Source organism: Oceanobacillus sp. FSL W7-1281, assembly GCF_037969835.1.
GTDB lineage: Bacteria > Bacillota > Bacilli > Bacillales > Amphibacillaceae > Oceanobacillus > Oceanobacillus oncorhynchi.
This window is the reverse complement of record NZ_CP150214.1, coordinates 3190053-3215829: the sequence shown is the minus strand read 5'-3', so window position 1 is coordinate 3215829 and position 25777 is coordinate 3190053. Positions and strand designations below refer to the sequence as shown.

The window sequence follows — 25777 nt, the reverse complement described above, 5'->3', positions numbered from 1 at the left end:
AAAAGAATGAAAAATAATATAACGAAGCAAAAAGTAGTTGATGCTGCTTCCTCCCTATTCTTTCAAAAAGGATTCCATGGCACTTCTGTGCGCGATATTGCAGAGCGGGCCTCTGTGAATGTTTCCTTGATCAGCTATTATTTTAAAGGGAAGCAGGGCCTTTTAGAATATGCTGTAACAAACTATTATGAAGCATATTTAGAAAAAATAGAAGAATCACTGGAAAAAACAGAAGCCGATGCTGCAATCTATCGATTAAATGAATTAATTTTTACAATTATACATTATAAGCAAATGCATCATCAATTAACATGTTTTATTCAGCGCGAATTATCTCTTGATTCCGTGTTCGTCAGAGAAATGACAGTCACCTATCTGGCGAAAGAAAACTATTATTTAAAAGCTCTGTTTCAGGAAACAATTGGTAAAAGCGTCGGACAGGAAGAGAAGCATTATTTATTTATGCAGCTGAAGGGGATGCTGATTACCCCTTATATTTTGCATTCGGATTGGAAAGATCAAATTGTAGGGGAATTTGCTCATGAACAATTTGTTAAGAAATATACGAAAAGTATACAAAAATGGATACAGTTTAATACAGATGTGAGAATAGGAGGGGAGATTCAATAATAAAAAATATGTCTTTTTCTTCGTATTACAATAAAAAGTTGTTGAATTGGTAAGAAAAATGTATTTTCTTTAGCCAAAAGGGCGGAATACATGATATTATAAAGGATATATTATTGTGATTTTTATAATTGTTGATATATTTATATAGAGGTTTATTGGTTGGGAGGCAAAGTATGGCTGTCGTAGTAGGGATTATTTTAGCGATTATTGTATGTTTAACCGTTGCTTTAATTGTAAGAAAACGAGTTTACGATCATGTGGACCATATAGAAAAATGGAAATTAGATATCACGGATAGAGATGTAGCAAAACAGATTGGGCAAATTAAAGCATTGAATCTTTCTGGGGAGACTTTAGAGAAATTTGAAACCTGGAAAGAAGAATGGGAAAAAATCGTAACAAAATCCTTGCCTGACGTAGAAAAATATCTTGTGAATGCAGAGGAAGCAGCTGACCGTTTTCTTGTGCCAAAAGCAAACAAGATTTTAAAAGAAGCGGAAAGTCATCTGGAGAAAACAGAAGAAGAAATAAAAGAAATTATTGCAGAGTTAGAGGAATTACTTCGTGCAGAGGCAAATGGACGTGAAAGCGCGGAGGAGTTAAAGCCTAGAATCAAAGGATTAAGAAGCATGCTTTCCCAATCCAGATACCAGTATGGCAAGGCTGAAAAGGAATTTGATAAAGAAATTGATGCATTGGAACTGATGCTGGAGCAATACGATGAATTTGTGAATGATGGTGATTATTTAAAAGCAAATGAAAGTGTTCAAGAGCTAAAGGAAAGTACTCAAACGGTAGAGAATAAATTAGAATTATTCCCTGATTTGCTCAAACAAGTAAAGCAGGATATGCCGTCACAATTAACAAATCTTTCCGCTGGTATGAAAGAGATGAAGGAAGATGGGTACCGGATTAAACACTTAGGTTTTGAAAAAGAAATTATTACATATCAGGAACAATTGAAAGGCTTGGAATCTCAGCTGGAAACAGCAGATATAACGGAAGTTGAAGAGCAGCTTCAGCAAATGGAGACCCGTATTTCAGAAATGTATGAAGCACTGGAAGGGGAAGCGATTGCTAAAAATTATATAGAGCAGAAAGCTCCGGAGTATGAAGATTCAGTAAAGCAGATAAGTGCTACGTATGAAGCAGCAACACTGGAAATTGAAGAGATCCAAAAAGCTTACCACGTAGAAGACGATGATATGGAACGTTTCCAAACCATGGGTAAAACGATCAAGGCTTTGAAAAATCATGTAGAAACAGTAGAGCAGAGTATAGATGATGACAAACAATCTCATTCTGAATTGAAAAAAGGAATTGAAGAAGGCTTTAAAAAGATTGAAGAGCTGGAAGAAGAACATGAATCGTTTAAAAAGTCTATCGCAAATTTACGGAAAGATGAACTGGAAGCAAGAGACAAGCTGGAAGAAATGCACGGTCAGCTTGCAGAGTTGAATAGAAAGCTGAAAAAGAGTAATATACCAGGAGTGCCAAGTTATATTTGGACGCGTTTTGAAACAGCATTGCAAAAAAACAATAAAGTAATGGAAGCATTAGAAACCTACCCGTTGGATATGAGCAGCGTACAGCACGCATTGACGGAAGCAAAAAGCTCGATTGATCAAGCTTATGAACAAGTGGATATGATGTTGGATCAGGCTTACTTGACGGAGCAGGTGATTCAATATGCAAACCGCTACAGGAGCCAAAATTCAGAGCTGGATCAAAAGCTGAAGGAAGCTGAAAGGTTATTCCGTAATTTTGAATATGAGCTCTCTTTAGAGCATGCTGCCAATGCAGTTGAAGAGGTAGAACCCGGTGCTTTAAAGAAAATAGAATCGTATCAAGAGGAAAGAAACAATTAAAATAATTTTTAACAAATGGTAAGCTCCTCAGGTTTTCCACTACGATAACATAAGAAATATAAGATGAAGGCTGTCGCTAAGAATAAAATACTTATTGCTTAGGTCAGCCTTACATTTTTGTTTACGCAACTAGATTTAATGTAAGAAGGTGCAAATATGATATATTTTGATAATAGTGCGACGACGAAGCCGCATTCAGAAGTCGTAGATAGTTTTACAAAAGTGTCTGCTAACTACTTTGCCAACCCCTCGTCCATACATCCTTTAGGAGGGCAAGTTGAAAAATTGCTGGAGGCAGCCAGACAGCAGGCGGCGGATTTAATTGGCGTCTCCAGAGAAACGGTCATCTTTACTTCCGGAGGGACTGAAGGGAATAATACTGCCATCAAAGGAGTTGCCCTGGAGCATCAATCACGCGGCAAACATATTATTACCACTGGAGCAGAGCATCCATCGATTCATGATACTTGCGGGAGTCTGGAAAAACTGGGCTTTGAAATTACCTATTTACCTGTGACAGAAAATGGAACTGTTTCTGCAGCAGATGTGGAAAAAGCCATTAGAAAAGATACTATTCTTGTTACTATGATGCAAGTGAATAATGAAATTGGTTCGATTCAACCGGTTGAAGAAATTGGGGCTGCTTTAAAAAAATATCCGAAAGTATTATTTCATGTGGATGCCGTACAAGGTTTAGGGAAGGTCCCTTTAAAACTTGCGGATTCGGGGATTGATATATGCACTTTTTCCGGTCATAAAATTCACGGTCTAAAAGGAACCGGGCTTCTGTATGTCAATCATACAGCGAAATTATATCCGCTTTTGCATGGCGGCAGTCAAGAATCGGGTATTCGTTCAGGAACAGAGAATGTAGCAGGCGCTGTTTCCTTTGTAAAAGCATTGCGGTTAATCAAAGAAAAGGAAAGCAATCAGAAGGATAATGTTTTAAAAAGGCTGCATGATAAGCTTATAAATGAACTTCATCAGATGGAGGATGTAGAAATCAACAGTCCGGAAGATGGTGCGAATCATATTGTTCATTTTTCCATTCCTGGAATCAAGCCGGAGGTTATTATCCACAGTTTAAGCCAGAAGGAAATATATATTTCAACAAAATCTGCTTGTTCCTCCAGGGATTTAACAGAAAGCCATGTGCTCGTTGCCTGTGGAAAACCAAATGAAGTTGCTTCTTCCGGCTTGCGGGTAAGCTTTTCTTACGAGAATACGGAAGCAGAAGCGGCGATTTTTGTAGAGGAATTAAAAAAAGCAATTCAACAATTTAAAGAGGTATTGAGGTAGATAATATGCAATATAATCATATATTAATTCGTTATGGAGAGTTAGCATTAAAAGGAAAAAATGCCAAGCAGTTTATATTAAAGCTTCATGATAATATACACCAGAAGGTAAAAGAGTTTGAAGGTGTGAAAGTAATGCGGACACAAGGCAGAATGTTTGTCCTGCTAAATGGCAATCCACCGGAGCCAATCATCGAAAAACTACAAAACGTTTTTGGTATTCATAGCTTAAGTCTGGCAATTCGTGTAGAGAACGATGTGGAAGAAATGAAAGAAGCGGCTCTCTATGCATTAAAGCGGGAGCCGAATGTGAAAACATTTAAAATGAGCGTTCGCCGTACCAAAAAAGATTTCCCAAAGCATTCGGGAGAAATGAATCATATCTTGGGCAGTCATTTATTAACGAATACGGAGGATATTACCGTAGATGTACATGACCCTGATTTGGAAATTAAAGTAGAGATACGTAGGGAAGCGACCTATATTACGAGCGGCGCCATCAAATGCCGGGGCGGACTGCCAGTCGGAACTTCAGGAAAGTCGCTGCTGCTGCTTTCAGGAGGAATCGACAGCCCGGTGGCCGGCTTGTTAGCAATGAAAAGAGGCGTACATTTAGAAGCAATTCATTTTCATTCTCCGCCATTCACCAGTGAACGCGCAAAGCAAAAGGTGCTGGATTTAGCGAAGCAGCTGACGAAATATGGGAAATCAATCAAAGTGCATATTGTTCCGTTTACCAAATTACAGCAGGAAATTTTTAGAGAGATGCCGAATGATTATGCGATGACCATTATGCGCCGTGTGATGTTTCGTGTCAGTGAGGAGCTTTGCAAGCGTGAAGGAATCTTATCCTTGACTACAGGAGAGAATCTTGGGCAGGTGGCAAGTCAAACCATGGACAGCATGCACACCATTAATGAAGTGACCAATTACCCTATTATCCGTCCATTGATTGCGATGGATAAGGATGAGGTTATTCGAATTGCACAGGATATCGGCACATATGAAACATCGATATTACCGTATGAAGATTGCTGTACGATCTTTGTACCGAAATCTCCAAAAACAAAGCCGAAGCGGGATAAAGTGAATTTCTATGAATCGAAATACGATTTTACACCTTCCATTGAAGAAGCAATAGAGGGAATAGAAACCATAAAAGTAACCGAGAAGACCTTGTTTAATGAGGATTTTACAGACCTTTTCTAAGCCGTATTAAAAGGATAATTATCAAGAAAAAATTACCATAAAAACAAATGCATGTTTTCCTCCTGCTTGGTGCAATCTATAGTTACCAAGGAGGTGAACAACATGGCAAACAATAACTCAAATCAATTAGTTGTTCCAGGAGTGCAACAAGCACTTGATCAAATGAAATACGAAATTGCTCAGGAATTTGGTGTTCAACTTGGTCCTGACTCAACTTCTCGTGCTAACGGATCTGTTGGTGGAGAAATCACGAAAAGATTAGTAACAATGGCTGAGCAACAATTTGGTGGAACTAAATAAATAAAATGAATGGCTGGCTGTCTCCGCTGATGCGGAGGCAGCCTTTATATTTGAGTCTGATAAGAAAAACCAAGAATAACGCTTGGTCTTTAAATCACCAATTTTCTCGCCAAAGAGATGTCCGCTACGACGGTTTTCGGTGGGGCGAGTAATCGCAGTCCCAGCCCCAGTGGGAAGCCCCCGCAGGAAAAAAGTGACCTTCTTTTTTTACCCTCGGGGCATAAGTGCGACTTTAGCTCTGCCTGCACCTGTCGGCTTGCCAATCGCTAAGTCTTCTTTATCGAGGAGGCTGAGCTGGGGGGCCTACGGAAAGCGTAGTGTGTTTCTGGGGCTTAAGATTACTCACCCCATGAAACCCGTTGGAGCGGCTATATTCAGCATTTTTTATATACTTTCCTATTCTTATAAAAAACCTGCCGCAGATTATTAATGCAGTGCGCGGCAGGTTTTGAATTATTTTATTACGGAGAATCGTCCCTGAAACTCCGGCTGAGTGAGGTTTTGTTTTATAACAATCATTGAATATCCTTTATAAAAAAGTACGTTGTATACGATTCCAGAAGGTGTTATTTGACATTCTGACGGTTTTTATAACGGTGTCGTCCATTTCGATGTCTACATGACGAATGCGCTGTACAGGCCATGCTTCATTATCGAGACTGATAATCGGATAATCATTGCCGTCTTGAACGACTTCCAGCTGCAGCCTTCTATCCTGATTTAATATAAAAGAGGACCCTAATGTACGATAATTATTATTATTTAAAGAGGCGACTTCAGAAACTTGAAAGCTTGACAGTAACGGGTCGATAACTGCCCCGTGGGCTGATTTGGAGTAGCCTGTACTACCAGTAGGAGTAGATACTACCATGCCGTCCCCCCGGAATGTTTCAAAATGTTCATTGTCTATTTTAACATCGATGACAATCGTTTTAATAATACTGGAGCGCAGGGATACTTCATTTAAGCAATAAAAAGCTTTTTCTCCGTTAACACTCACTTTAATTGTTGGAAAACGGCGGACTTCAATTTTATTATTTGTGACCGCATCAATCATTTCTTCAAATCTGGTTATACTAAAATCACAGTATAATCCAATTTGATCCCCCTCTGCAATACCTGTATAGATGCAATCCTGGCGGAAACCGGTGCGGCGAACTGCCTGCAAAAAGGTGCCGTCTCCGCCAATACTGACAATAATAGACGCATCTTTAGATTCGTTCACGACATTTAAACCATTTTGTTCAGCCAGCGATTTCAGGTGATCTGTTTTTTCGCCTTCCTGCCGAGGGTGGTAATAAAAGAAAATGTTATTTCGATTCTGCATATAATAACCTCCAAACAAAATATAGTGGCGCTGTACGCTTCTGTCAGTCTGTTCTATCCATGATATAGAGCCGTCATGTTATCAGACAGGAACAGATGAACTGCTTTTTATTTCAAAAGGAAGTGCAAGAGCAACATCCTCCTTTAGAAATAAGCTTTTTCTATCTTTATCATAACATTTTCTAACTGGTATTTCTCTTTAGAATATGAACAGATAGTGAATGGCATAGGAGAGGGAACCAATTGAAAATACACATTCAGGGGCGCTGATTATGGATAGTTTATACATTATTTTAATTCTTATTGCAGGAATAGTTTTGTTCATCGTTTTTTTTCTGCAAAGTAAATGGTTTATTAAGATTAAATATCAATTTCCAGAAATGCGTGATGTACAAATTTCTGTCTATCTTTATAAATGGTGTGTGATCAGGCAGAAGAATTTACGTATATCAAACCAGGCAGAGATGGAAAAAGGATTTACTCATTTTTATAAGCTATTGCGGGAGAAAAAGCTTCATGTTTTAAAAGAAATGCGATTACAAGCTTTATTAAAGGAATTGCAGGTGCTTGAATTTAAATGGCAGACCAAAGGAGGAACAGGGAATGCCTTTACTACTTCTATCACCAGCGGGACAATCTGGGCTGTAAAAGGGTGGCTGGTTGGCTACCTTTCACAGCACCTTCAGCTTTGCGGGAAACCGCAAATTAATGTTCAGCCGGATTTTCAGAATGTCCGTCTCGAGACTGCCTTTTCGTGTATGATTTCCTTCCGCTTAGGAAAAACTATTCTAGGAATCATGCGTGTATTGAAAATAAAGGAGGTAAGAAAATGACAGAACATCCAATAGAAGGTTTGATGTCTAGCGCAATGAAAAATATACAAAAGATGGTTGAAGTAAATACAATTGTAGGAGAACCTTTAAAAGCGCCCGATGGGACTGTAATTATTCCTGTTTCCAAGGTAGGTTTTGGTTTTGCAGCGGGTGGAAGTGAATTTATGCCGTCAGAATTAAAGGCAGATGATGTGGAAGAGCACGACATTCCATTTGGCGGCGGAAGCGGGGGAGGAGTATCGATTACACCGGTTGCTTTTCTCGTATTAAAAGAAGGAAAGATGGATTTGGTCCATATGGATCAGCATACACATCTATATGAAAAATTAATTGATTTACTGCCAGAGCTGCTACAGCGCTCAAATATGCTGAAAAAAGAAAAACATGACGAAAAGAAAGTAGAAAGAAATCATCATAAAAAGGATGAAAAAGAGCAAGTAAAAGCTGCAGAGAAGGAGCCTGAAAAGGAAAAGGGAGAATTAGAATCGATTCTTACCCGTTTTGAAATTTAGATTGTCCACGATAGCTATAATTGGACAGTTTGTATAACAAGCCCCATAATAAGAATGGAATGATTATAGTAAAGATGGGGAGGAGAAATATCATGCCAAAACAAACTACATTTAAACAAGAACCCGTTACATTATTAGGAGAAGAACAAAAAGCAGGGAACAATGCTCCTGACTTTACGGTACTTGCAAATGATTTATCTGAGAAAACATTAGCTGATTACGAAGGAAAGGTGAAACTAATCAGTGTTGTTCCTTCTTTAGATACGGGTGTATGTTCCGAGCAGACTCGTCGCTTTAATGAGGAAGCAGCCAGCCTTGATAATGTATCGGTACTCACAATCAGCATGGATTTGCCATTTGCTCAAAAACGCTGGTGCGGTGCAAATGGGATTGAAAACGTAGAAACATTATCTGATCATCGCTCAGTTGATTTCGGCGAGAAGTATGGCGTGCTTATTGAAGAGCTTCGTTTATTAGCCCGTTCCATTTTTGTAGTGGACGAAAATAACAAAATTACTTATGTGGAGTACGTTTCAGAAGTATCAGACCATCCGGATTATGATGCAGTATTGGAACATTTAAAATCAAAATAAGAAAAAAGCATGGTTTCCGCTAGGGACCATGCTTTTTTTATTGGTTATTCTGCTGATTCGAATAACGGAATCATTTTTTGTGTTGCTACATCCAATAATCCTAAATCAGTAATTCGTACTTCAGGGATGACAGTTAAGGTTAAAGAAGATAATGCCATCGAAGGAGAGCGTCTGCCAACCTTTACTCCCATGGAATCTGCTGTTTGATTAAAGGAATCAATTTTTGGTGCAAGCTCTTCCACAGGTTCCGCTGCCATTAATCCGGCAATCGGCAGGTTAACTTGTGCTTTGACTTTTTGATCAGATACAAGACAAAGCCCGCCGCCGGAAGCTTCTAATTGCTTGGCAGCCAAAAGCATATCCTTTGTATTTTTGCCGACAACGACAAGGTTATGGCTGTCATGCGCAATCGTAGTAGCATAAGCTCCTTCTTTTAATCCAGCATTTTTCAATATACCTACAAATGGTTTTCTGCCCTGCCCATGTCTACCAGTTACTGAAACATATAGGCAATCCTCTGGGAGAGACGAAATAACTCCATTAACAGCTTCCAGTTCCACCGTTCTTTTCTGTGTCGTACCGATTGGAAGCATCTCCATCGTATTGATTCTTACTTTTCCGTTCTGTACTGATGAAGTAATTTGAAAATCTTCTTCTGTTAATGCAGGGATGGAAACTGTATTTTTTGATAATGGCGGTACTTCACTGGATAGGGTTTCTGTTAAATGCTTCTCCTCCACCAATTGTTTTCCTTCGACAAATACATCGTTGATATCCATCTCGTCAAGGGAGTTGACAAGGGAGAAGCTGGCGATATAACCGGAGGCAATCGCGCCCTGATCTCTCAATCCGAAACGGACCGCTCCATTTAAACTTGCATAGCGAATTGCTAATGGGGCGGGAATTCCTTCTTCAATACAGCGGCGGACGACCCGGCTCATTTGTCCGTTTTTCAGCATATCACTAGGTTCCACATCGTCTGTACACATGGCAATATTGGAAGCGTAAGGAAGAACCTTCCATGCTTCTGCAGCAATATCAGCAAATTGGCTGACACTGGATTCCCGGATATAGATCAGCATACCAGCTCTTAATTTCTCGATAATTTCATCTGATTTACGGCTTTCATGATCTGTATTTACTCCAGCAGCAAGGTAGGCGTGCAAATCTTTTCCTGATACTCTTGGCAAATGGCCTTCGTTCAGCATATTTTTTTGCAGACCTGCTTCTACAATGCCTGCCATTCGATCATCTTGGTTAATGACACCGACATAATCCATGACTTCAGCAACACCGACAGCTTCCGGCAAGTCTAATAGTTCATCGATATCTTCCGGACCAAATGCAGCCCCAGCTGTCTCCACACCGGGAACCGCCGGTACGCAAGAAGGAATGGTAAGCAAGAATTGCACAGGCAGATTTCTGCTGGCGGCTGCCATATATTCCACACCTTCTTTTCCAAGAACATTTCCGATTTCATGCGGATCGATAACTGCCGTTGTGGTACCATTGCGCAAAACTTCGCGGGCAAACATGTCTGGTGTAACCATTGTGCTCTCGATATGCACATGACAGTCAATCAATCCTGGAATGGCATATTTTCCTTTTGCATCGATTTCTTTTTCTCCTTCTATAGAAAAGGAGGGTTTGCCATTTTCATACGCAGCAATTGCGCTGAAACGATTTTCTTTTATGCCGATATCGGCAGGATATATTTCTGCAGTAAACACGTTAACCAACTGTGCATTTCGGATAACTAAATCCATTTTAATATCTCCACGTGCTGCAGCTACGATTCGGTTACGACTATATTTCATCATTATTTTCCTCCTAGTGTTGTTTTATTCTGCTAAGGTTATAAAATAAATAATCAATGGGATAACAAGAACAAACAGTCCCGGATGAACTTCTTTTATCCGGCCAGACAAGCTTTTTACAACAACATACATAATAATACCGGCAGAAATTCCGTTTCCGAAATTAAAAGTGAAAATGGTGATTACGATGGTAATAAATGCCGGCAATGATTCCGTAACTTCTGTGAAATCAATGTTTTTAACAGAAGAAAGCATCGTTAATCCAACTAAAATCAAGGCTGGAGCTGTTGCTTCTGTAGGAATAATCATAATAATCGGCGTAACGAATAAGGTTGCTAAAAATAAAATTCCTGTAGAAACAGCAGTTAATCCCGTACGGCCGCCTGCTTCGACGCCAGCTGCAGATTCCACATAGGTTGTCATGACAGGGACAGAGAAGAAGGAGCCCAAGGTGGTTCCGCCTGCATCCACTAAGAAAGGCTTATCAATATTCGGCAGGTTTCCATTCTTGTCCAGCATGTTCCCTTTTCCAGCAACACCCAGCATGGTGCCGAGGCTGGAGAAGAAGTCCGGTACGAAAAAGGCCAGCATAAATGGGAAATATGCCATTTTTAATGCATCCATGATATCTAATTGAAATAACACTGGTCCTGGGCTTTCAGGTAACGAAAATATAGATTCCGGAAGCTGAGTTACTCCCATTGGAATACCAATAATGGTTACAAGCGCAATACCGATTAATAAATGTCCGCGCACATTTCGTGCTAAAAGAACACTCATAATGAAAAACCCAATTAAAGCGAGTATAGCGCTCGGTGAGCTGACATCGCCTAATTGCAGGGAGTTTGCACCCTCATCAGCAACCACCAGCCCCGCATTTCGAAAACCGATGAGTGCAATAAATAAACCGACACCTGCACCAATAGATAATTTGATTGCGGGCGGAATCAGGCGGACTATCAATTTTCTTAAGCCGAAGATGGTAAATAATACGAATAGGATACCTGAGATAAATACCATACCCATCGCGGTTTGCCAAGGAATTCCTTCAGCGAGAACCAAAGTGACTGCTAAAAAAGCAACAGAGCCGAGACCGGGAGCAAGGGCAAATGGGCGGTTACTGTATAACCCCATTAGTATAGTAATTATTCCTGTCATCAGGATGACGGAAACAGTAATAGGCCCTACTGGCATCCCCGCCTCCTCCAGCATTCCAGGAACAATGATAAGAACGTATAGCATGGTCATAAACACAGTTAATCCTGCTGTCAATTCTGTTCGAGTATCTGTTTTGTTTTCCGTTAAATGAAAGAATTGATTAAGTTTGTTAGAAAACTTCATAAGATGACGATCTCCTTCTAAATGAATTGTTGGATGTGTCTCGTAAAATAAACAAAGTTCGGAAAAAAACAGGATATCCCTGTATTTCCGAACTTTGTAAGTTAAAGTTATGTGTAACAGAATTGTACCAATTCAAAACCCAAATAAATGCTATAGTTAACATAGACTTTAACTACGTAGTCCGGTTCTTTGACGGGAACCAGGTAGAAACGCTCAGACCATATTACTGAGAATATACGAGTTAAATACACTTAAGTTACTATAGCAGACAGTTGTTGAAATATCAACATAAAAAATGAACGTTTTTAGGGAAAATAGATTTATCGTTCGTGTTTTCTGGATAAACTGTTTACATATAAGAATATGTAAGTGAAATTCCTTTTACATCTGTCTCAAGTATTGTTAAAATAGAAAGTTGTCAGCTTGGATAGGAGGACATGCCATGGAGCAATCAAATGTTGAGAAATTATTTAAATCTATAGATGAAGTTACTGAAATCATACAAAATGCAAAAAATGAAACCTATCTGGAAAGTTTGATTATCGCTTTAAATATCATCTTAGATGATGGAGCTCAAGATGAGTTAGACGATGTTACAAAGCACAAGGTTGCAAAACCGATTCAAACAGTTAATGAAGAAGAATTTGATGCAGAAACGTATCGAAAAGCGTTAAGCCTGTCTATTTTAAAAGGGATGAAAGGGGCGTCGCAACAGCAGCATTTAATGACGCCTGATACAGTCGGCTTTTTAATCAGCTACCTGACAAATAAGCTGGTTGATAAAAAAGGGCAAATAAGTCTTTTTGACCCGGCTGGCGGGACAGCTAATCTGCTAACCATCGTCCTGAATCAATTGGAAAATCCTTTTAAAGCATATGCTTCTGAAGTCGATCCCACGTTGATAGAGCTGGCTGTGTTAAATGCCAATTTGCAGAAAAAAGAAATCAGCTTCTATCATCAAGACAGTTTACGGCCTTTCCTGATAGAGCCTGTAGATATGGTTGTCACAGACCTTCCAGTAGGGTATTATCCAGATGATGTGACAGCGGAAGAATATCAATTAAAGGCTGATAAAGGAAATTCTTACGCGCATCATTTATTTATAGAGCAGAGTTTGAAATATTTAAAAGAGGGCGGCTTTTTTATCGGTGTTATCCCGGAATTTTTATTTGACAGTGATCAATCGGACAAGCTGCATGCGTTTTTCCAAGAAACCGCACATATTGTCGGAGTCATCCGCTTGCCGGAAACATCTTTCAAGTCAAAAAATCAGGCGAAAAGTGTATTAATCCTGCAGAAAAAAGGGTATGGTACAAAAGAACCGAAGCAGCCGTTACTTGTACAATTGCCTTCATTTAAGAATGCACAAGCAATGGCAGATATTATCAAACAAATCAATGAATGGTTTACATCCTATCCAAATAGGATTAAATGAAAATATAGGAGTGGAATGAAAATGAGTAATGTATTAGCGATTAATGCGGGGAGTTCATCTTTAAAATTTCAATTGATAAAAATGCCTGAAGAGGAAGTAGCGGCAATCGGTCTGGTAGAAAGAATCGGATTACCTGAATCTGTTTTTAAAATGGAAGCAAATGGAGAAGAAGAAAAAACGGTTACAGACATTCCGGATCACAGTGTAGCAGTAAAAATGTTATTAGATGCTTTAATTTCTCAAGGAATTATTCAATCATTTGATGAGATTGATGCGGTAGGACACCGTGTTGTTCATGGGGGAGAATATTTCTCTGATTCGGTTTTATTAGATGATGAAGCAATTCAAAAAATTGAGGAAGTATCTGAACTGGCTCCTTTGCATAACCCTGCTAACTTGACTGGAATCAATGCTTTTAAAGAAATTCTTCCAGATGTTCCAATGGTGGCAGTATTTGATACAGCGTTCCATCAGTCTATGCCGGCGTCTTCTTATTTATATAGCTTGCCAAGAGACTATTATGAAGACTATGGAATTCGTAAATATGGTTTCCACGGAACTTCTCACAAATATGTTTCTGAGCGTGCGGCGGAGCTTTTAGGAAGACCGTTGGAAAGTCTTCGTTTAATTTCTTGTCATATTGGTAATGGTGCCAGTGTTACAGCAATTAAAGATGGGAAATCAATGGATACTTCAATGGGCTTTACACCGTTAGCCGGGGTAACTATGGGGACAAGATCTGGAAATATTGACCCTGCCTTGATTCCTTATATTATGCAGCGTACGGGAAAAACAGTTGACGAGGTATTACATGTATTGAATAAAGAAAGTGGAATGCTGGCATTATCTGGGTTCTCTAGTGATTTACGTGATATTCAGGATGAAGCAGATACGAATGAACGAGCTGAGCTTGCATTAAATGTGTTTGCTGGGCGTATTCATAAGTATATTGGATCGTATGCTGCTAAAATGAATGGAGTGGATGCAATTATTTTCACTGCAGGTGTAGGGGAAAATAGTATTGCTATACGTGAAAAAATTCTTACTGGTTTAGAATTCATGGGCATTTATTGGGATCCAAAACTAAATGATGTTCGCGGGAAAGAACAATTCATCAACTATCCGCATTCTCCAGTAAAAGTAATGGTCATTCCAACGAATGAAGAAGTAATGATTGCCAGGGATACGGTTCGTTTAAGTCAATAACATGTATCGCCTAAAAAGCCTTTTTACTCATGAAGCTTATCGAGTAAAAAGGCTTTTTCAATACATTTTTATTAGAAAAATAAAATGATTCTTAGAAAATTCTAGCGTGTCACAAGTACGTCACAGCTGGCATATCTCGTAATGCTTTCAGATACACTTCCAATTAAGAAGCGCTCTACAGCATTCATCCCGGTTGCCCCGCACATGATTAAATCAGCTTCAAAATTAGCCGCTATTTCTTTAGCAATTTTGACTTTAGGAGACCCATATTCAATGCAGCGGACAATATCTGTTAATCCGGCAGCTTCAGCTTGTTTGACGTAATCATCCAATAATTCTTTTGCATACGTCTCTGCTCTTTCGGATAAAGAACGGTCATACGCTTCAGCTGTTGAGAAATTACGAGAGTCCACCACATGAGCAAGAACCAATCGAGCATTATTTCGTTTAGCAACAGCGAGCGACTTAGTAAAAGCCTTTTCAGCTGCTTTCGATCCATCTACTGCGACAACAATATTTTTATATTCCATCATGATTCATCTCCCCTTTCTACTATTATTATATACCTGTTTTGTAAGCGTTACAAACGAATAACTGTAAATTACATAACATTTCGAAAAAAAGTCAAAAAAGCAAATGAAATGATTCTAAAATTCGAAAAATGCTTGACAGTCGAGCTTGAAATAATTTCAGAATGAATAAAAACCCCGGTCTTCTGCAAACCGGGGTTTTGGTAATTAAAAAAACTAAGAAATAATTTGTAATGTTTTTGGATATTTCGTCAGTTCTAAAGGCATGTAATTCGTTGTGAATAGCATATCTTCAATTCTTACGCCGCCAATATTTGGAACATAAATCCCCGGCTCAATCGTAAAGCACATTCCTGGTTCAATAGGAAGCGTGTTGTCGCTATGCATGGAAGGATATTCGTGTGTTTCAATTCCCAAGCCATGTCCAAGCCGGTGGGTAAAATATTCACCGTATCCTTGCTCTGTAATATAATTTCTTGCGATTTTATCTAATTCGCCGACTGCAGTGCCGGTTCTGCTTGCATCTATCGCTCTTTCTTGTGCTTCCAACACCGTGTCATATATCTGTTTCTGTTCATCTGAGATATTACCAAAGGCAACAGTACGCGTAATATCAGAGCAATACCCTTGATAAATAACTCCTAAATCGAAGAGAACGAAACTGTTTTTCTCTAATTGCGTTTTATCAGGGTTTCCGTGGGGGGAGGCTGTTTTCGAACCGAATAAAGCCATGGTCTGAAAGGACATCTCGCGTATACCCTGTTTTTTTAAGGTGTGCTCAATGGTCGTAACTACCTCTAGTTCGGAGACACCTTCTTTTAAGGATTCCACACCAGTTTTAACACCTAAATCAGCTAATTCAGCAGCTGTCCGTAATAAATCATGCTCTTTTTTGGTTTTAATTAAACGCAGATTTTGGATAACTGGCGTGGCATCTATATAGGCCGCATCCGGGAAGATTTCTTGAAGCTGGTTATAACGGTAAAGCGTCAGATGGTCTTTTTCCACTGCCATGACAGCTGGTTCTTTTTCTTGTTTCTTTAAGAACGCCTGTAAGGAATGCCAGGGATTTTCATGGTCATAATAGCTTACAATCAAATGCTCCCAGCCGGCATTTCTTGCATCTTCTTCTTCCATTTTAGGTAATAGAAATATAGGATCGATTCCGTCCATAACAAGGATTCCGATAACTCTTTCATGCGGATCAGTGTAGTATCCGCTTAAATAATATACATTTGCTTTGGAGCTGATAAAACAACTGTCCGCTTGCTGTTTTTTTAGCTCGGCAAATAAATGGTTAATTCTGTCTGACATTATTTTTTGCCTCCTAGTTGATTAATATTGTTGCTGTTTGACATGAATAAATAGTATGCTCTAAAAAAATTATAGCAGATAGAAAGAAAAAATCCGATAAAAATGAAACTTTTTGCGAAATCAATCGTATTTCATACTGTACACGGACCGTACATTACTATTACTTATTCCAAGAGGAGGATTTGTATGTTTCAATTTTTTAATCGAATGAAAACAATTGTCAGTTCAGAACTGAATGCAATGATTGATAAGGCGGAAGATCCGGTCAAGATGTTAGATCAGTACTTGCGGGATATGGGCAAGGATATTGAGGAGGTCGAAGCAGCAGTCGCAAAGCAAATGGCCAATGAAAAAATGCTGAAGCGCAAAGCAAATGATGCCAAAGCGATGGTAGAGAAGCGTCAGGAGCAAGCTGAAAAAGCAGTAGAAGCAGATAATGAAGAATTAGCCAGAAAAGCTTTAGAAGATAAAAGACATCAGGAAAAATCCTATGAGTCTTTACAAGCTTCTTGGGAGCGCGCAGATGAGGATGTCAGAATCCTGAAAGAAAAACTGTCTGAAATGAAAAAAGAATACCAGGAAATGAAATTAAAAAAGGATTCCTTAAAAGCACGTGCAGAATCTGCGAAAACAAGAACGAAAATGAATCGTACCATGTCTTCTATCGGCAGCGACCAATCCCGTCAAGGGTTTGAAAGAATGGAAGAAAAAGTACTTCAGTACGAAGCGGAAGCAGAAACCTCTGAAGATTTAAATGAAAGCGCGCGTACGCTGGATGATGAATTCAAAGAGCTTGAAAACAATAATGGTGTGGATGATGAATTAGCTGCTTTGAAAAAGAAATTTAATAAATAAATGCTAAAAAAAGATGCATAGAAATACCTGATAGCGGGAAGACACACTACGAAATCAAAATAATAATCCAAATCGTCAAAGGAGAGATTTTCAGTGAAAGTATCTTTTCATGGACATTCTGTAGTAAAAGTAGATACAGGAAAGCATCGCATCATTATTGACCCGTATATCAATGGAAATGAAGCATGTGATTTAGACCCGGGTACGGAAAAGGCTGACGTTATTTTGCTGACACATGCTCATAATGACCATGTCGGAGATACAGTGGAAATAGCTAAAAATAACGATGCCTTGGTTGTAGCGCCGAAAGAGCTTGCCGATTATATTGCATCAAAAGGTGTGGAGGCACATCCAATGCATATCGGCGGTTCCCGTGAATTTGACTTTGGGAAAGTGCAGCTTACGCAAGCTTTTCATGGTTCATCCTATGAAGAAGAGGATGGAACAGTCATTTACGGAGGAATGCCTGCAGGAATCATTCTTACCGTAAATGGAAAAACTATTTATCACTTGGGAGATACGGCATTATTTACAGATTTAAAAATGTACGGTGAATTAAATGATATTGATATTGCCTTTATTCCAATCGGTGATAATTTTACGATGGGGCCAAGTGATGCACTGCTTGCAGCTGAATGGGTAAATGCCAAGACAGTTGTTCCTGTGCATTATAATACCTTCCCGCCGATTGTTCAGGACCCGGAAGATTGGGCATCTAAAGTGAAGGCTGGTAATGCCCGCGCAATGAAAGTTGGAGAAACAATCGATTTAACTTCTTAACGTGCGTGTTCAAAAAGAATATATTTCGATAGAAAACCACAGAGATAGATTATATTCTGTGGTTTTCTGCTGCATAGAAATCATCCTCGCTCATACAATTATAAAAAAGGAGGATGCCAGCCTTGAAAACAAATATTATTCTAAGGTTATTATTAGTTTGCTTTTTTATTTATATTGCATGGCCGATGGTTCCGCAGTCTTCCAGCTCTTTGGAATTCCTCTTTTGGGGGTGCTGGTTATTATTTGCCTTTGTATTTATCGGCGCAAATCTTGCAACACTATTAAAAATGTCCCGGCCCCCGGTTATGGAACAGGAGGGGATAAATAAGAAGAAACTGCGCAGCCATTGAGTTTCTCCTGTATCAATTGTATAATAAGACTAATATGTTTTATATAGTACAGTTGAAAGAGGGTGATGGCAGATGGCGACCAAGCATGAACAGATTTTACAGCATATTTTATCATTGCCAGTTGGAAGCAAGATATCTGTCCGTCAAATTGCGAAAGATTTAAATGTGAGTGATGGGACTGCTTACCGGGCGATTAAGGAAGCAGAAAATCAAGGAATTGTAAGTACGATTGAACGTGTAGGAACGATTCGAATCGAGAAGAAAAAGAAAGATAATTTTGAAGAGCTGACGTTTGCTGAGATTGTCAATATCATTGATGGACAAGTACTTGGGGGCAGAGACGGTCTCCATAAAACACTCAGTAAATTTGTTATTGGCGCCATGCAGTTAAATGCCATGATGCGCTATACACAAGCTGATTCGCTGCTGATTGTCGGAAACCGTTTTGAAGCGCATAAGCTTGCTTTAGAAGCGGGGGCAGCTGTCCTGATTACAGGAGGGTTCGATACCGATGATTCTATAAAACAGCTTGCCAATGAAAAAAAATTACCTATTATTTCAACAAGCTATGATACGTTTACAGTTGCAGCTATGATTAACCGCGCGATTTATGATCAATTGATTAAAAAGGAAATTATTTTTGTAGGAGATATTTCAACACCATTTGAGTCCTCTTATTATTTAGCGGCGAAACAGCAGGTGAAGGATTGGTATATTAATAATGAAGTTTCCTCGCACACACGATTTCCGGTTGTGGACGACCGTATGAAAGTAGTAGGAATGGTTTCTTCGAGAGATATCGTCGGGAAAGACCAAACTACATTTATTGATCGTATCATGAGCCGGAAGCCGTTAGTTGTTCAGGAAAAAACATCTTTAGCCTCGGTTGCACATATGATGGTCTGGGAGGGTATCGAGCTTGTTCCTGTAGTGGATAGCTCGCATGTATTAAAAGGTGTTGTTTCCAGACAGGACGTATTAAAAGCCATGCAGCAGATCCAGAGACAGCCGCAGGTCGGAGAAACGATTGAAGATATTGTTGCTAACAATATGTCGCAGAATCCGAGTGAGGAAGGACTGTTTGAAGCGCATGTTATCCCGCAAATGACAAACCATTTGGGAACATTATCACATGGTGTATTTACAGCTCTCATCACCGAAGCAAGTGAAAAAATGATGAAAATAGAGAAGAAGGCAGAAATTTCGATTGAGAATATTACGGTTTACTTCAGCAAGCCGGTACCAATCGACAGTATTTTATTTCTTAAGCCAACACTTTTAGATGTCGGCCGTTTATATGCAAAGATAGATGTAGAAGTAATGCACGGACAAACTACTGTCGGACGGTCATTGATTATGGCACAGCTGATCAATCGATAACAGCGTAATTGATTTTTCTTTTGAGGACGATAAAAAAACAACTGGAATACAATAATTCCAGTTGTTTTAAGATGAAATGAAGCAATTTATTCAAAATGAAATAATCTAATTTGAAAGCTGTGCTTCTATTTTACCTAGTTCGGATGCAATCTTCTCCACTCTTTTTGATAGTGCCGTGCTTCTTTGAATCCGCGGATCAATTGCATTAATCCTAATGCAAAGATAACAAGGCCGATAAACAAGCTGAGCTGTGTCAGATAAAATGAGTATTGATTAATGGAAAAAGCGATTAAAAATGCTCCCAGGCTGGATCTCGCCCGACCATTAAAGTATTTTTGTGTTAAAGTATTTTTCTCTTTAAGGATTGCTACTTTATAATAGATATAAAAGACAGCTGAAATTATAATTATTATTGGAAAGATAACCATTTAAATGCTCCGCTCCTAATTACATATTGTTAAATGCTACGTTTATTGTACCGTTTTTTTATCAATTAATCTAGGAAAAATCATAACTATATTATCAACAAAAAGGGAGATTGTCATGGAAATTACAAAAATTATTGAAGCGATTGAAGCAAGCCAGAGAATCATTATACACCGGCATGTTCGTCCTGATCCGGATGCAATTGGATCTCAGACGGGGTTAAAAGCATTGATTAAACATTCCTTTCCCGAGAAAGAAGTCTACGCTGCAGGAGAAGATATCCCGTCCCTGACTTTTTTAGCGCAGATGGACGATGTATCAGACGAGCTTTATCAGGGAAGCTTAGTCATTGTCTGTGATACAGCAAATCAGCCGCGGATTGATGATGACCGCTATAATAAAGGAAGTCAGCTGATAAAAATCGATCACCATCCGGTCACAGATTCTTATGGAGATATCGAATGGGTGTCTACCGATGCCAGTTCTACTTCTGAGATGATTGTCGGTCTTGCATTGGAGGCGCGGCCCCGAGGCTGGAATTTAAATAATGAGGCAGCCCGTCTCTTATATGCAGGAATCGTTGGAGACACAGGAAGATTTAAATTTCCGAGTACAACTGTGAAAACATTTCAATATGCCGGCGAATTAGTTCGTTATGATTTTGACCGGACAGCTATATATGATGGGTTATACGAGGCGGAGGAAAAAGTATTGCGGTTAAGCGGCCACATTTTACAGCATTTTAAAATGTCTGAGAATGGGCTGTGTGTCATTAAATTAACTGCTGAATTATTGAAAGCATTTGATGTTACTGTGGAGGAATCAAACCAGCTTGTCCAGACGGTAGCGGATGTCAAAGGAATCAAAGCATGGGTATTTTTTATTGAAGAGCCTGACCAAATTCGGGTGCGTATCCGTTCGAAAGGAATTGTAATTAATCAAATTGCTAAGAAATATAACGGCGGGGGACATCCATTGGCCTCTGGTGCAACTGTATATACCTGGGAGGAAGCAAATCATTTAGCAGATGATTTAGAAAAAGTGTGCAAGGAAGAAGTTTAAAACAAATGTAATTACTGAAATTGGCGAGATATGAAAACAAAGCTAAGGCTGTTATGCGAGAGGCAAGATAAAAATAATCTGCCTGCGTTATAACAGCCTTAGTGATTTAAAGTGGATAATGAAACAGATCATACATAATATCATCTTACGGAATCAGGCAGGACCACAACTCTTAATTCTGAACCAAAAGCAATTTGTCGGACGCTGAATTGGTAGCTCATCCCATCAAGAGTGAAGGCTTTATTTTCAATCGTTGCGATTAAAAGCTTATCTGAACGTGATACAAGCTCTACTTCCTCTCCGATGACGTGGTTGATTTCTTCGCGAATCAAAGACCGAAGCTGATCCTGCATTAATAAATCGATACGCATCGATTCCGGGTCTTCTATCTCAATGTCGATTCTTGAGATGGTGAGCGGCTGTTTGGTCTGCTCGCTTAAATCTTCTTTATCTTTCAGCAATGTTTGGTTTGTCTGCTCTAGCTCAGTCACTTCGTTTGTTAGTTCCATATTTTCTTTTAACATTTCTTCGTACATGGTTCCGTACATATAGGTGAAGACCATATAGGAAATAATGCTGCCGAAAAAGAAACCGACAAAAATGAGCTGCCAGCTTGTTTTTTTATGATAATGCGGGATGTGCATCAGGGAACATCTCCTTGTGAAAACCATTGAATAATAATCAGACCAACCTTTACTCCGCCCATTGCAGATAGAATCAACAGAATCTGTTTTACTAGATCCATTGGGGTGCCGTCGAATAACCCTCTTTCAAAGTTGGCGATTGCGTCAAAGGTGCCGCCGATTGCAGCGACAATCCCCCATATTCTTAAGCGTTCTGCGATTCGATTCATAGAGGTCAGGGCAGCATCTCCGGTGGCGAAATCACCAATGCTTCCAATAATCGATCCTCCGATGATGACTCCCAGTGCAATAAAAAAACAATGAATAAATGCTGCAAAAAATCTTTCCTCCATACTGTGACACTCCTCGCATGATAGCTTGTCTGCTAATTGGTAATCCTTATGATTGGAGGTTGCTATATTCTAGCTTATGAATGAAACAGACAAGTTATGAAAACTAAAACGATAGGCACATATGTACTATCTTGTTATAATAGATATAGAAATGCGTGTTCAAGAAGCAGGAAGACATTCGATTTTTTCATTTTAAGGAGCTTTTTGAACATCCTCTAGAAAGAAGGCAGGGTAGAATGACGTACACACATATATCGGTGAAAAGCGGCTATAGTTTAATGGAGAGCACCATTTCTATACCAAAGCTTGTTCAAAAAGCAAAATATTTTCAGTATCAAAGCCTATGTTTAACAGATGAGGCTGTTCTTTATGGTGCTGTTTCATTCTATAAAGCTTGTATGGACCAGGGGATTAAGCCGATTATTGGCATGCGGATTTCTGTTCAGACGGATGATAATGAACAGGAGATTCCATGTATCGTTCTCGCTAAAAATAAAACAGGCTACCGGCAGCTGCTGCAGTTAAGCACCTATCTGCAAACAAATCAGCTTGATAAGCTGCCGGTTGAACAGCTTGGGGAATATACAGACGGTGTCATCGGTGTGCTCTCTGGAAAGGCATTCCTGAGGGCTGACAATGAATCCGCCGAAACAGAAAGCCAACTACTCTTTCAACAGCTTAAAAAGGCAGAAGCGTACTTTGAAGAAGGCGACTTTTATGTCGGCATCGATTCAGCGTCACATCAGCTGCAAATATGGAAAAAGGCGGACTTCGCTTATGTGGCGATGCAGGATGTAGTGTATTTAGACGAACAGGATGTATTGGCTTATGATTGCCTGCAATCGATGCGGTTCGGTGAGAAATGGGCTCCAAAACGAAAGGAACAGCTGCCTGAAGCTCATCATTTTACTTCTCCGGAGGAAATGAAGCAATTATTTCATACTTGGCCGGAGCTGCTGGATAAGACTGAAGAAATCGCAGAAAAATGTACTGCTTATTTACATTTTGATGAGCAGCATCTGCCTTCCTTCCCTACGCCGGATCAGGTATCCGCGGATAGCTATTTGCGGGAGCGCTGTGAAGAGGGCTTGCAGGAGCGTTATCCGGTCGTTACAGAAGCTCATCGAAAACGGATGGAATATGAGCTGAATACGATTATCAACATGAACTACAGTGATTATTTTTTAATTGTTGCCGATTTTATTCAATTTGCAAAAGATAATCATATCATGGTCGGACCAGGAAGGGGGTCATCAGCTGGTTCCATTGTAGCTTATATTTTAGGAATCACAGAAGTGGATCCATTAAAATATAATCTTCTGTTCGAACGTTTTTTAAATCCGGAACGGCTGACCATGCCGGATATTGATGTAGACTTTTCTGATATCCGCCGTGATGAAGTAATTGATTATGTAAGAGATAAATATGGAAGGGAGCATGTTGCACAGATTATTACTTTTGGCACCTTTGCGACGCGCTCGATTCTTCGTGAGCTGATGAAGACAATGGAGGTCCATGATCAGGATGTTGCTTATATTTTGCGGGAAATGAAGCGGGCATCTTCGAAAAGTATTCAACGGCTGCTGCAGGATTCAACGGAATTAGCATCCTATGTAAAGGCCTCTGAAAAATTAAAGGTTTTATTCACCATCGCAATTAAATTAGAAGGCTTGCCAAGAAACGTGTCTACTCATGCTGCGGGCGTTGTGATTAGTGAGCAGCCTTTAATGAGAGATGTTCCATTGACAAGCGGCACAGGGGAAACGTACTTGACGCAATATGCAATGAACGAATTGGAAGCCGCAGGTCTGTTGAAAATGGATTTTCTGGGGCTCCGAAATCTTTCGTTAATAGAGAGAGTTATGAAAGGTGTGGCATATACCCAAAACAAAGGAGAAATATTGCCCCATATTCCAGAACAGGATGAAAAAACGTTTGCTATGCTGCGAAAAGGAGAAACCAGCGGTGTTTTTCAATTAGAATCAACAGGAATGCAGCGTGTTCTCAAAGAGCTGCAGCCATCCTCGTTTGAAGATATTGTGGCGGTTAATGCACTTTATCGTCCAGGCCCGATGGATTTTATCCCTGTGTATATCCGGCGTAAATTTAAGCAAGAAGCTGTAACCTATCCGCATCCAGATTTAGAACCGATTTTAAAATCAACCTATGGTGTTCTGATTTATCAGGAGCAGATCATGCAGATTGCGCACCGTATTGCCGGCTTCAGCCTTGGCGAGGCGGATATTTTAAGAAGAGCGGTAAGCAAGAAGAAAGAAAACGTGATGCAGCAGCAGGAGGCGGACTTTATCAAAGGATGCTTAAAGAATGGCTACACTCAGGCTGTGGCTGCGGAAATTTTCAGCTGGATTGTCCGCTTTTCCAACTATGGATTTCCAAGAAGCCATGCTGTCGCCTATAGTAAAATATCCTATCAGCTCAGTTATCTGAAAGCACATTATCCAGAAGTATTTTTTTCATGCCTGCTAACGGATGCTAAAAATCAGCCCGAAAAGCTGTCTATGTACCAGGAATCGTTAAAAGAGCTTGCAATTAAGATACTCCCGCCGCATATTAATAGAAGCTATCAGCAATTTACAGTGGAGAAAAACATGATACGTACCGGGTTAGCTGCTATTAAGTCTATCAGTTATCAAGCGTTGGTTCATATTTTAGAAATCCGAAAAGAGGCTTCTTTCACCAGCTTTTTTGATTTTTGTATGCGAATCGATATAAAAAAAGTAAATCGGGCCGCTATTAAAAACCTGATTTTAGCTGGTGCATTTGATACGTTTCATCCCAATAGGGCAAGCTTGATTGAAACGATTAATCCAGCGCTGGAACAAAAGGAATTGTTTCAGGGGATGTATGAAGATGCCTCCTTATTTCAGGATGCGTTGGAATATACAGAAGCGGAAGACTACTCCAAAATACAAAAGCTCACTTTTGAGAAAGAATTGATGGGTATCTATATCTCAAATCACCCATTTGAAAGTTATCGGAATGTATTAAGAGCGAATGGAATACTTTCTTTTAAACAGGCAGAGGAGTTCATCGGGAAGAGAAAAGAAATCTATACCGTCGGAGTAGTAGAAGAGATAAAGATTATACGCACAAAAAACAGAGAAAGAATGGCATTTTTAACAGTGTCGGACGAAGATAAAAAGATGGATGCTGTTCTTTTTCCGGATTTATTTCGGCAAATTTCGAATCAGCTGGAAGAGGAACAGCTGGTTTGGATGCGTGTTACGGTCGAAGAGAGAAACCAGAAGCGTCAGTTTATTTTAAAGGAAATAGCAGCACTGGATTTGTCTGAAGTGGATATACCAGAAACGAATAAATTATTTATACGAATGACAAACCAAGATAAAAGCAGTGTTTTGAAATATTTGCAGCAAATAGCTGAACAGCATCCGGGGAAGACGCCGGTAATCGTATATGATCCTGTAAACAGAGAAACCTACCAGCTTGCAAACAGCTATTCTCTTCAAGTGACAGAGAAAGAAATGAGACAGCTGAAAAATTATTTTGGAAATGATAATGTGGTTGAGCGCTGATTTTATACGCTATTAGAAAACACCCGAAATATATTTTGAAAATAGAGGAGAAGCCGAATTTTTTACCAGAAACCGGCTTCTTCTTTATTATATATTTTGAAGAGGGGAAGGCAGCAATTTTTCATGTATTTCGAGTGATAATGGCACAATATAAAAAACTGAAATTTTACGACAGCAGCTAC

The 25777-nt window shown here is 39.5% G+C and carries 24 protein-coding genes and 1 riboswitch; of the genes, 16 read left to right on the top strand and 8 right to left on the bottom strand.

The annotated features are described in order from the left end of the window. Positions 1-6: 6 nt before the first annotated feature. The 5 genes from refZ to MKX55_RS15915 all read left to right on the top strand — a co-directional run bounded on the left by refZ (position 7) and on the right by MKX55_RS15915 (position 5305). A complete protein-coding gene (refZ, locus tag MKX55_RS15935; protein ID WP_042535390.1) occupies positions 7-630 on the top strand; it encodes a forespore capture DNA-binding protein RefZ in 624 nt (207 codons plus the stop codon). Positions 631-803: 173 nt separating this feature from the next. Beyond that, on the top strand, positions 804-2498 hold the full coding sequence (ezrA, locus tag MKX55_RS15930) for a septation ring formation regulator EzrA (protein WP_339233470.1): 1695 nt from the start codon (positions 804-806) through the stop codon (positions 2496-2498). 156 nt (positions 2499-2654) lie between these two features. After that, positions 2655-3797 (top strand): cysteine desulfurase family protein, encoded by a 1143-nt coding sequence (locus tag MKX55_RS15925; RefSeq protein ID WP_339178590.1) that lies wholly within the window; start codon positions 2655-2657, stop codon positions 3795-3797. A gap of 5 nt (positions 3798-3802) precedes the next feature. After that, positions 3803-5005 carry a tRNA uracil 4-sulfurtransferase ThiI gene (gene thiI / locus MKX55_RS15920; protein ID WP_339233469.1) on the top strand — a complete coding sequence of 401 codons (1203 nt, stop codon included), beginning with the start codon at positions 3803-3805 and terminating at the stop codon, positions 5003-5005. A 102-nt stretch (positions 5006-5107) separates the two neighbouring features. After that, complete coding sequence (locus tag MKX55_RS15915) at positions 5108-5305, top strand: alpha/beta-type small acid-soluble spore protein (RefSeq protein WP_040979745.1); 198 nt, start codon at positions 5108-5110, stop codon at positions 5303-5305. 529 nt (positions 5306-5834) lie between these two features. On the opposite strand, the gene MKX55_RS15910 is transcribed toward MKX55_RS15915, so the two are convergent. Further along, positions 5835-6632 carry an NAD kinase gene (locus tag MKX55_RS15910; RefSeq protein WP_339178583.1) on the bottom strand — a complete coding sequence of 266 codons (798 nt, stop codon included), beginning with the start codon at positions 6630-6632 and terminating at the stop codon, positions 5835-5837. Positions 6633-6903: 271 nt separating this feature from the next. On the opposite strand from MKX55_RS15910, the gene MKX55_RS15905 reads away from it, so the two are divergent. The 3 genes from MKX55_RS15905 to tpx all read left to right on the top strand — a co-directional run bounded on the left by MKX55_RS15905 (position 6904) and on the right by tpx (position 8569). Continuing rightward, the gene (locus tag MKX55_RS15905; protein WP_339233467.1) at positions 6904-7464 is read left to right on the top strand and encodes a DUF2953 domain-containing protein; all 561 of its coding nucleotides are present in this window, start codon (positions 6904-6906) and stop codon (positions 7462-7464) included. Further along, positions 7461-7976 (top strand): GerW family sporulation protein, encoded by a 516-nt coding sequence (gene ytfJ, locus MKX55_RS15900; protein WP_339178577.1) that lies wholly within the window; start codon positions 7461-7463, stop codon positions 7974-7976. The genes MKX55_RS15905 and ytfJ overlap by 4 nt, the downstream gene beginning before the upstream one ends. A 92-nt stretch (positions 7977-8068) precedes the next feature. After that, positions 8069-8569 carry a thiol peroxidase gene (tpx, locus tag MKX55_RS15895; protein WP_339233465.1) on the top strand — a complete coding sequence of 167 codons (501 nt, stop codon included), beginning with the start codon at positions 8069-8071 and terminating at the stop codon, positions 8567-8569. Positions 8570-8613: 44 nt separating this feature from the next. On the opposite strand, the gene ade is transcribed toward tpx, so the two are convergent. Both ade and MKX55_RS15885 read right to left on the bottom strand, forming a co-directional pair. Then, the gene (gene ade, locus MKX55_RS15890) at positions 8614-10389 is read right to left on the bottom strand and encodes an adenine deaminase (protein ID WP_339233463.1); all 1776 of its coding nucleotides are present in this window, start codon (positions 10387-10389) and stop codon (positions 8614-8616) included. A gap of 21 nt (positions 10390-10410) precedes the next feature. Next, the gene (locus MKX55_RS15885; protein ID WP_339178572.1) at positions 10411-11727 is read right to left on the bottom strand and encodes an NCS2 family permease; all 1317 of its coding nucleotides are present in this window, start codon (positions 11725-11727) and stop codon (positions 10411-10413) included. Between the two features lie 156 nt (positions 11728-11883). Further along, positions 11884-11987, bottom strand: a riboswitch (purine riboswitch). A 182-nt stretch (positions 11988-12169) separates the two neighbouring features. Here MKX55_RS15885 and MKX55_RS15880 point away from each other — a divergent pair. Then, entirely contained in the window at positions 12170-13162 is a 993-nt protein-coding gene (locus MKX55_RS15880; protein WP_339178569.1) for a class I SAM-dependent methyltransferase, read from the top strand. A gap of 21 nt (positions 13163-13183) precedes the next feature. Further along, positions 13184-14368, top strand: coding sequence for an acetate kinase (locus MKX55_RS15875; protein ID WP_339178567.1), 1185 nt, complete (start codon positions 13184-13186; stop codon positions 14366-14368). A 101-nt stretch (positions 14369-14469) separates the two neighbouring features. On the opposite strand, the gene MKX55_RS15870 is transcribed toward MKX55_RS15875, so the two are convergent. Together MKX55_RS15870 and MKX55_RS15865 are read right to left on the bottom strand one after the other, a co-directional pair. Then, positions 14470-14901, bottom strand: a complete 432-nt coding sequence (locus MKX55_RS15870) for a universal stress protein (protein WP_339233461.1) — start codon at positions 14899-14901, stop codon at positions 14470-14472. Positions 14902-15114: 213 nt separating this feature from the next. Next, on the bottom strand, positions 15115-16212 hold the full coding sequence (locus tag MKX55_RS15865) for a Xaa-Pro peptidase family protein (protein ID WP_339233459.1): 1098 nt from the start codon (positions 16210-16212) through the stop codon (positions 15115-15117). Between the two features lie 186 nt (positions 16213-16398). Between MKX55_RS15865 and MKX55_RS15860 the strand changes: the two genes are divergently transcribed. The 4 genes from MKX55_RS15860 (at position 16399) to MKX55_RS15845 (ending at position 19577) form a co-directional block, all read left to right on the top strand. After that, positions 16399-17067: a PspA/IM30 family protein gene (locus tag MKX55_RS15860; RefSeq protein WP_042535367.1), complete on the top strand. Its 669-nt coding sequence runs from the start codon at positions 16399-16401 to the stop codon at positions 17065-17067. 93 nt (positions 17068-17160) lie between these two features. Beyond that, on the top strand, positions 17161-17847 hold the full coding sequence (locus MKX55_RS15855; RefSeq protein ID WP_339178559.1) for a metal-dependent hydrolase: 687 nt from the start codon (positions 17161-17163) through the stop codon (positions 17845-17847). Between the two features lie 122 nt (positions 17848-17969). Beyond that, positions 17970-18197: a hypothetical protein gene (locus MKX55_RS15850; protein ID WP_042535365.1), complete on the top strand. Its 228-nt coding sequence runs from the start codon at positions 17970-17972 to the stop codon at positions 18195-18197. Between the two features lie 72 nt (positions 18198-18269). Next, positions 18270-19577 (top strand): DRTGG domain-containing protein, encoded by a 1308-nt coding sequence (locus MKX55_RS15845; protein WP_339233457.1) that lies wholly within the window; start codon positions 18270-18272, stop codon positions 19575-19577. Between the two features lie 134 nt (positions 19578-19711). Here the strand turns inward: MKX55_RS15845 and MKX55_RS15840 are convergent, their stop codons facing one another. Continuing rightward, positions 19712-20005, bottom strand: coding sequence for a YtpI family protein (locus MKX55_RS15840; RefSeq protein ID WP_339233456.1), 294 nt, complete (start codon positions 20003-20005; stop codon positions 19712-19714). Between the two features lie 115 nt (positions 20006-20120). Between MKX55_RS15840 and MKX55_RS15835 the strand changes: the two genes are divergently transcribed. Next, entirely contained in the window at positions 20121-21065 is a 945-nt protein-coding gene (locus MKX55_RS15835; protein ID WP_339233455.1) for a bifunctional oligoribonuclease/PAP phosphatase NrnA, read from the top strand. A gap of 140 nt (positions 21066-21205) precedes the next feature. Here MKX55_RS15835 and ytrI read toward each other — a convergent pair whose 3' ends face one another. Together ytrI and MKX55_RS15825 are read right to left on the bottom strand one after the other, a co-directional pair. Continuing rightward, a complete protein-coding gene (ytrI, locus tag MKX55_RS15830) occupies positions 21206-21709 on the bottom strand; it encodes a sporulation membrane protein YtrI (RefSeq protein ID WP_339178548.1) in 504 nt (167 codons plus the stop codon). Then, positions 21709-22041, bottom strand: coding sequence for a YtrH family sporulation protein (locus MKX55_RS15825; RefSeq protein ID WP_077600988.1), 333 nt, complete (start codon positions 22039-22041; stop codon positions 21709-21711). The genes ytrI and MKX55_RS15825 overlap by 1 nt, the downstream gene beginning before the upstream one ends. A gap of 236 nt (positions 22042-22277) precedes the next feature. Here MKX55_RS15825 and dnaE point away from each other — a divergent pair, with 236 nt between their 5' ends. After that, positions 22278-25595: a DNA polymerase III subunit alpha gene (dnaE, locus tag MKX55_RS15820; protein WP_339233454.1), complete on the top strand. Its 3318-nt coding sequence runs from the start codon at positions 22278-22280 to the stop codon at positions 25593-25595. Positions 25596-25777: the final 182 nt, after the last annotated feature.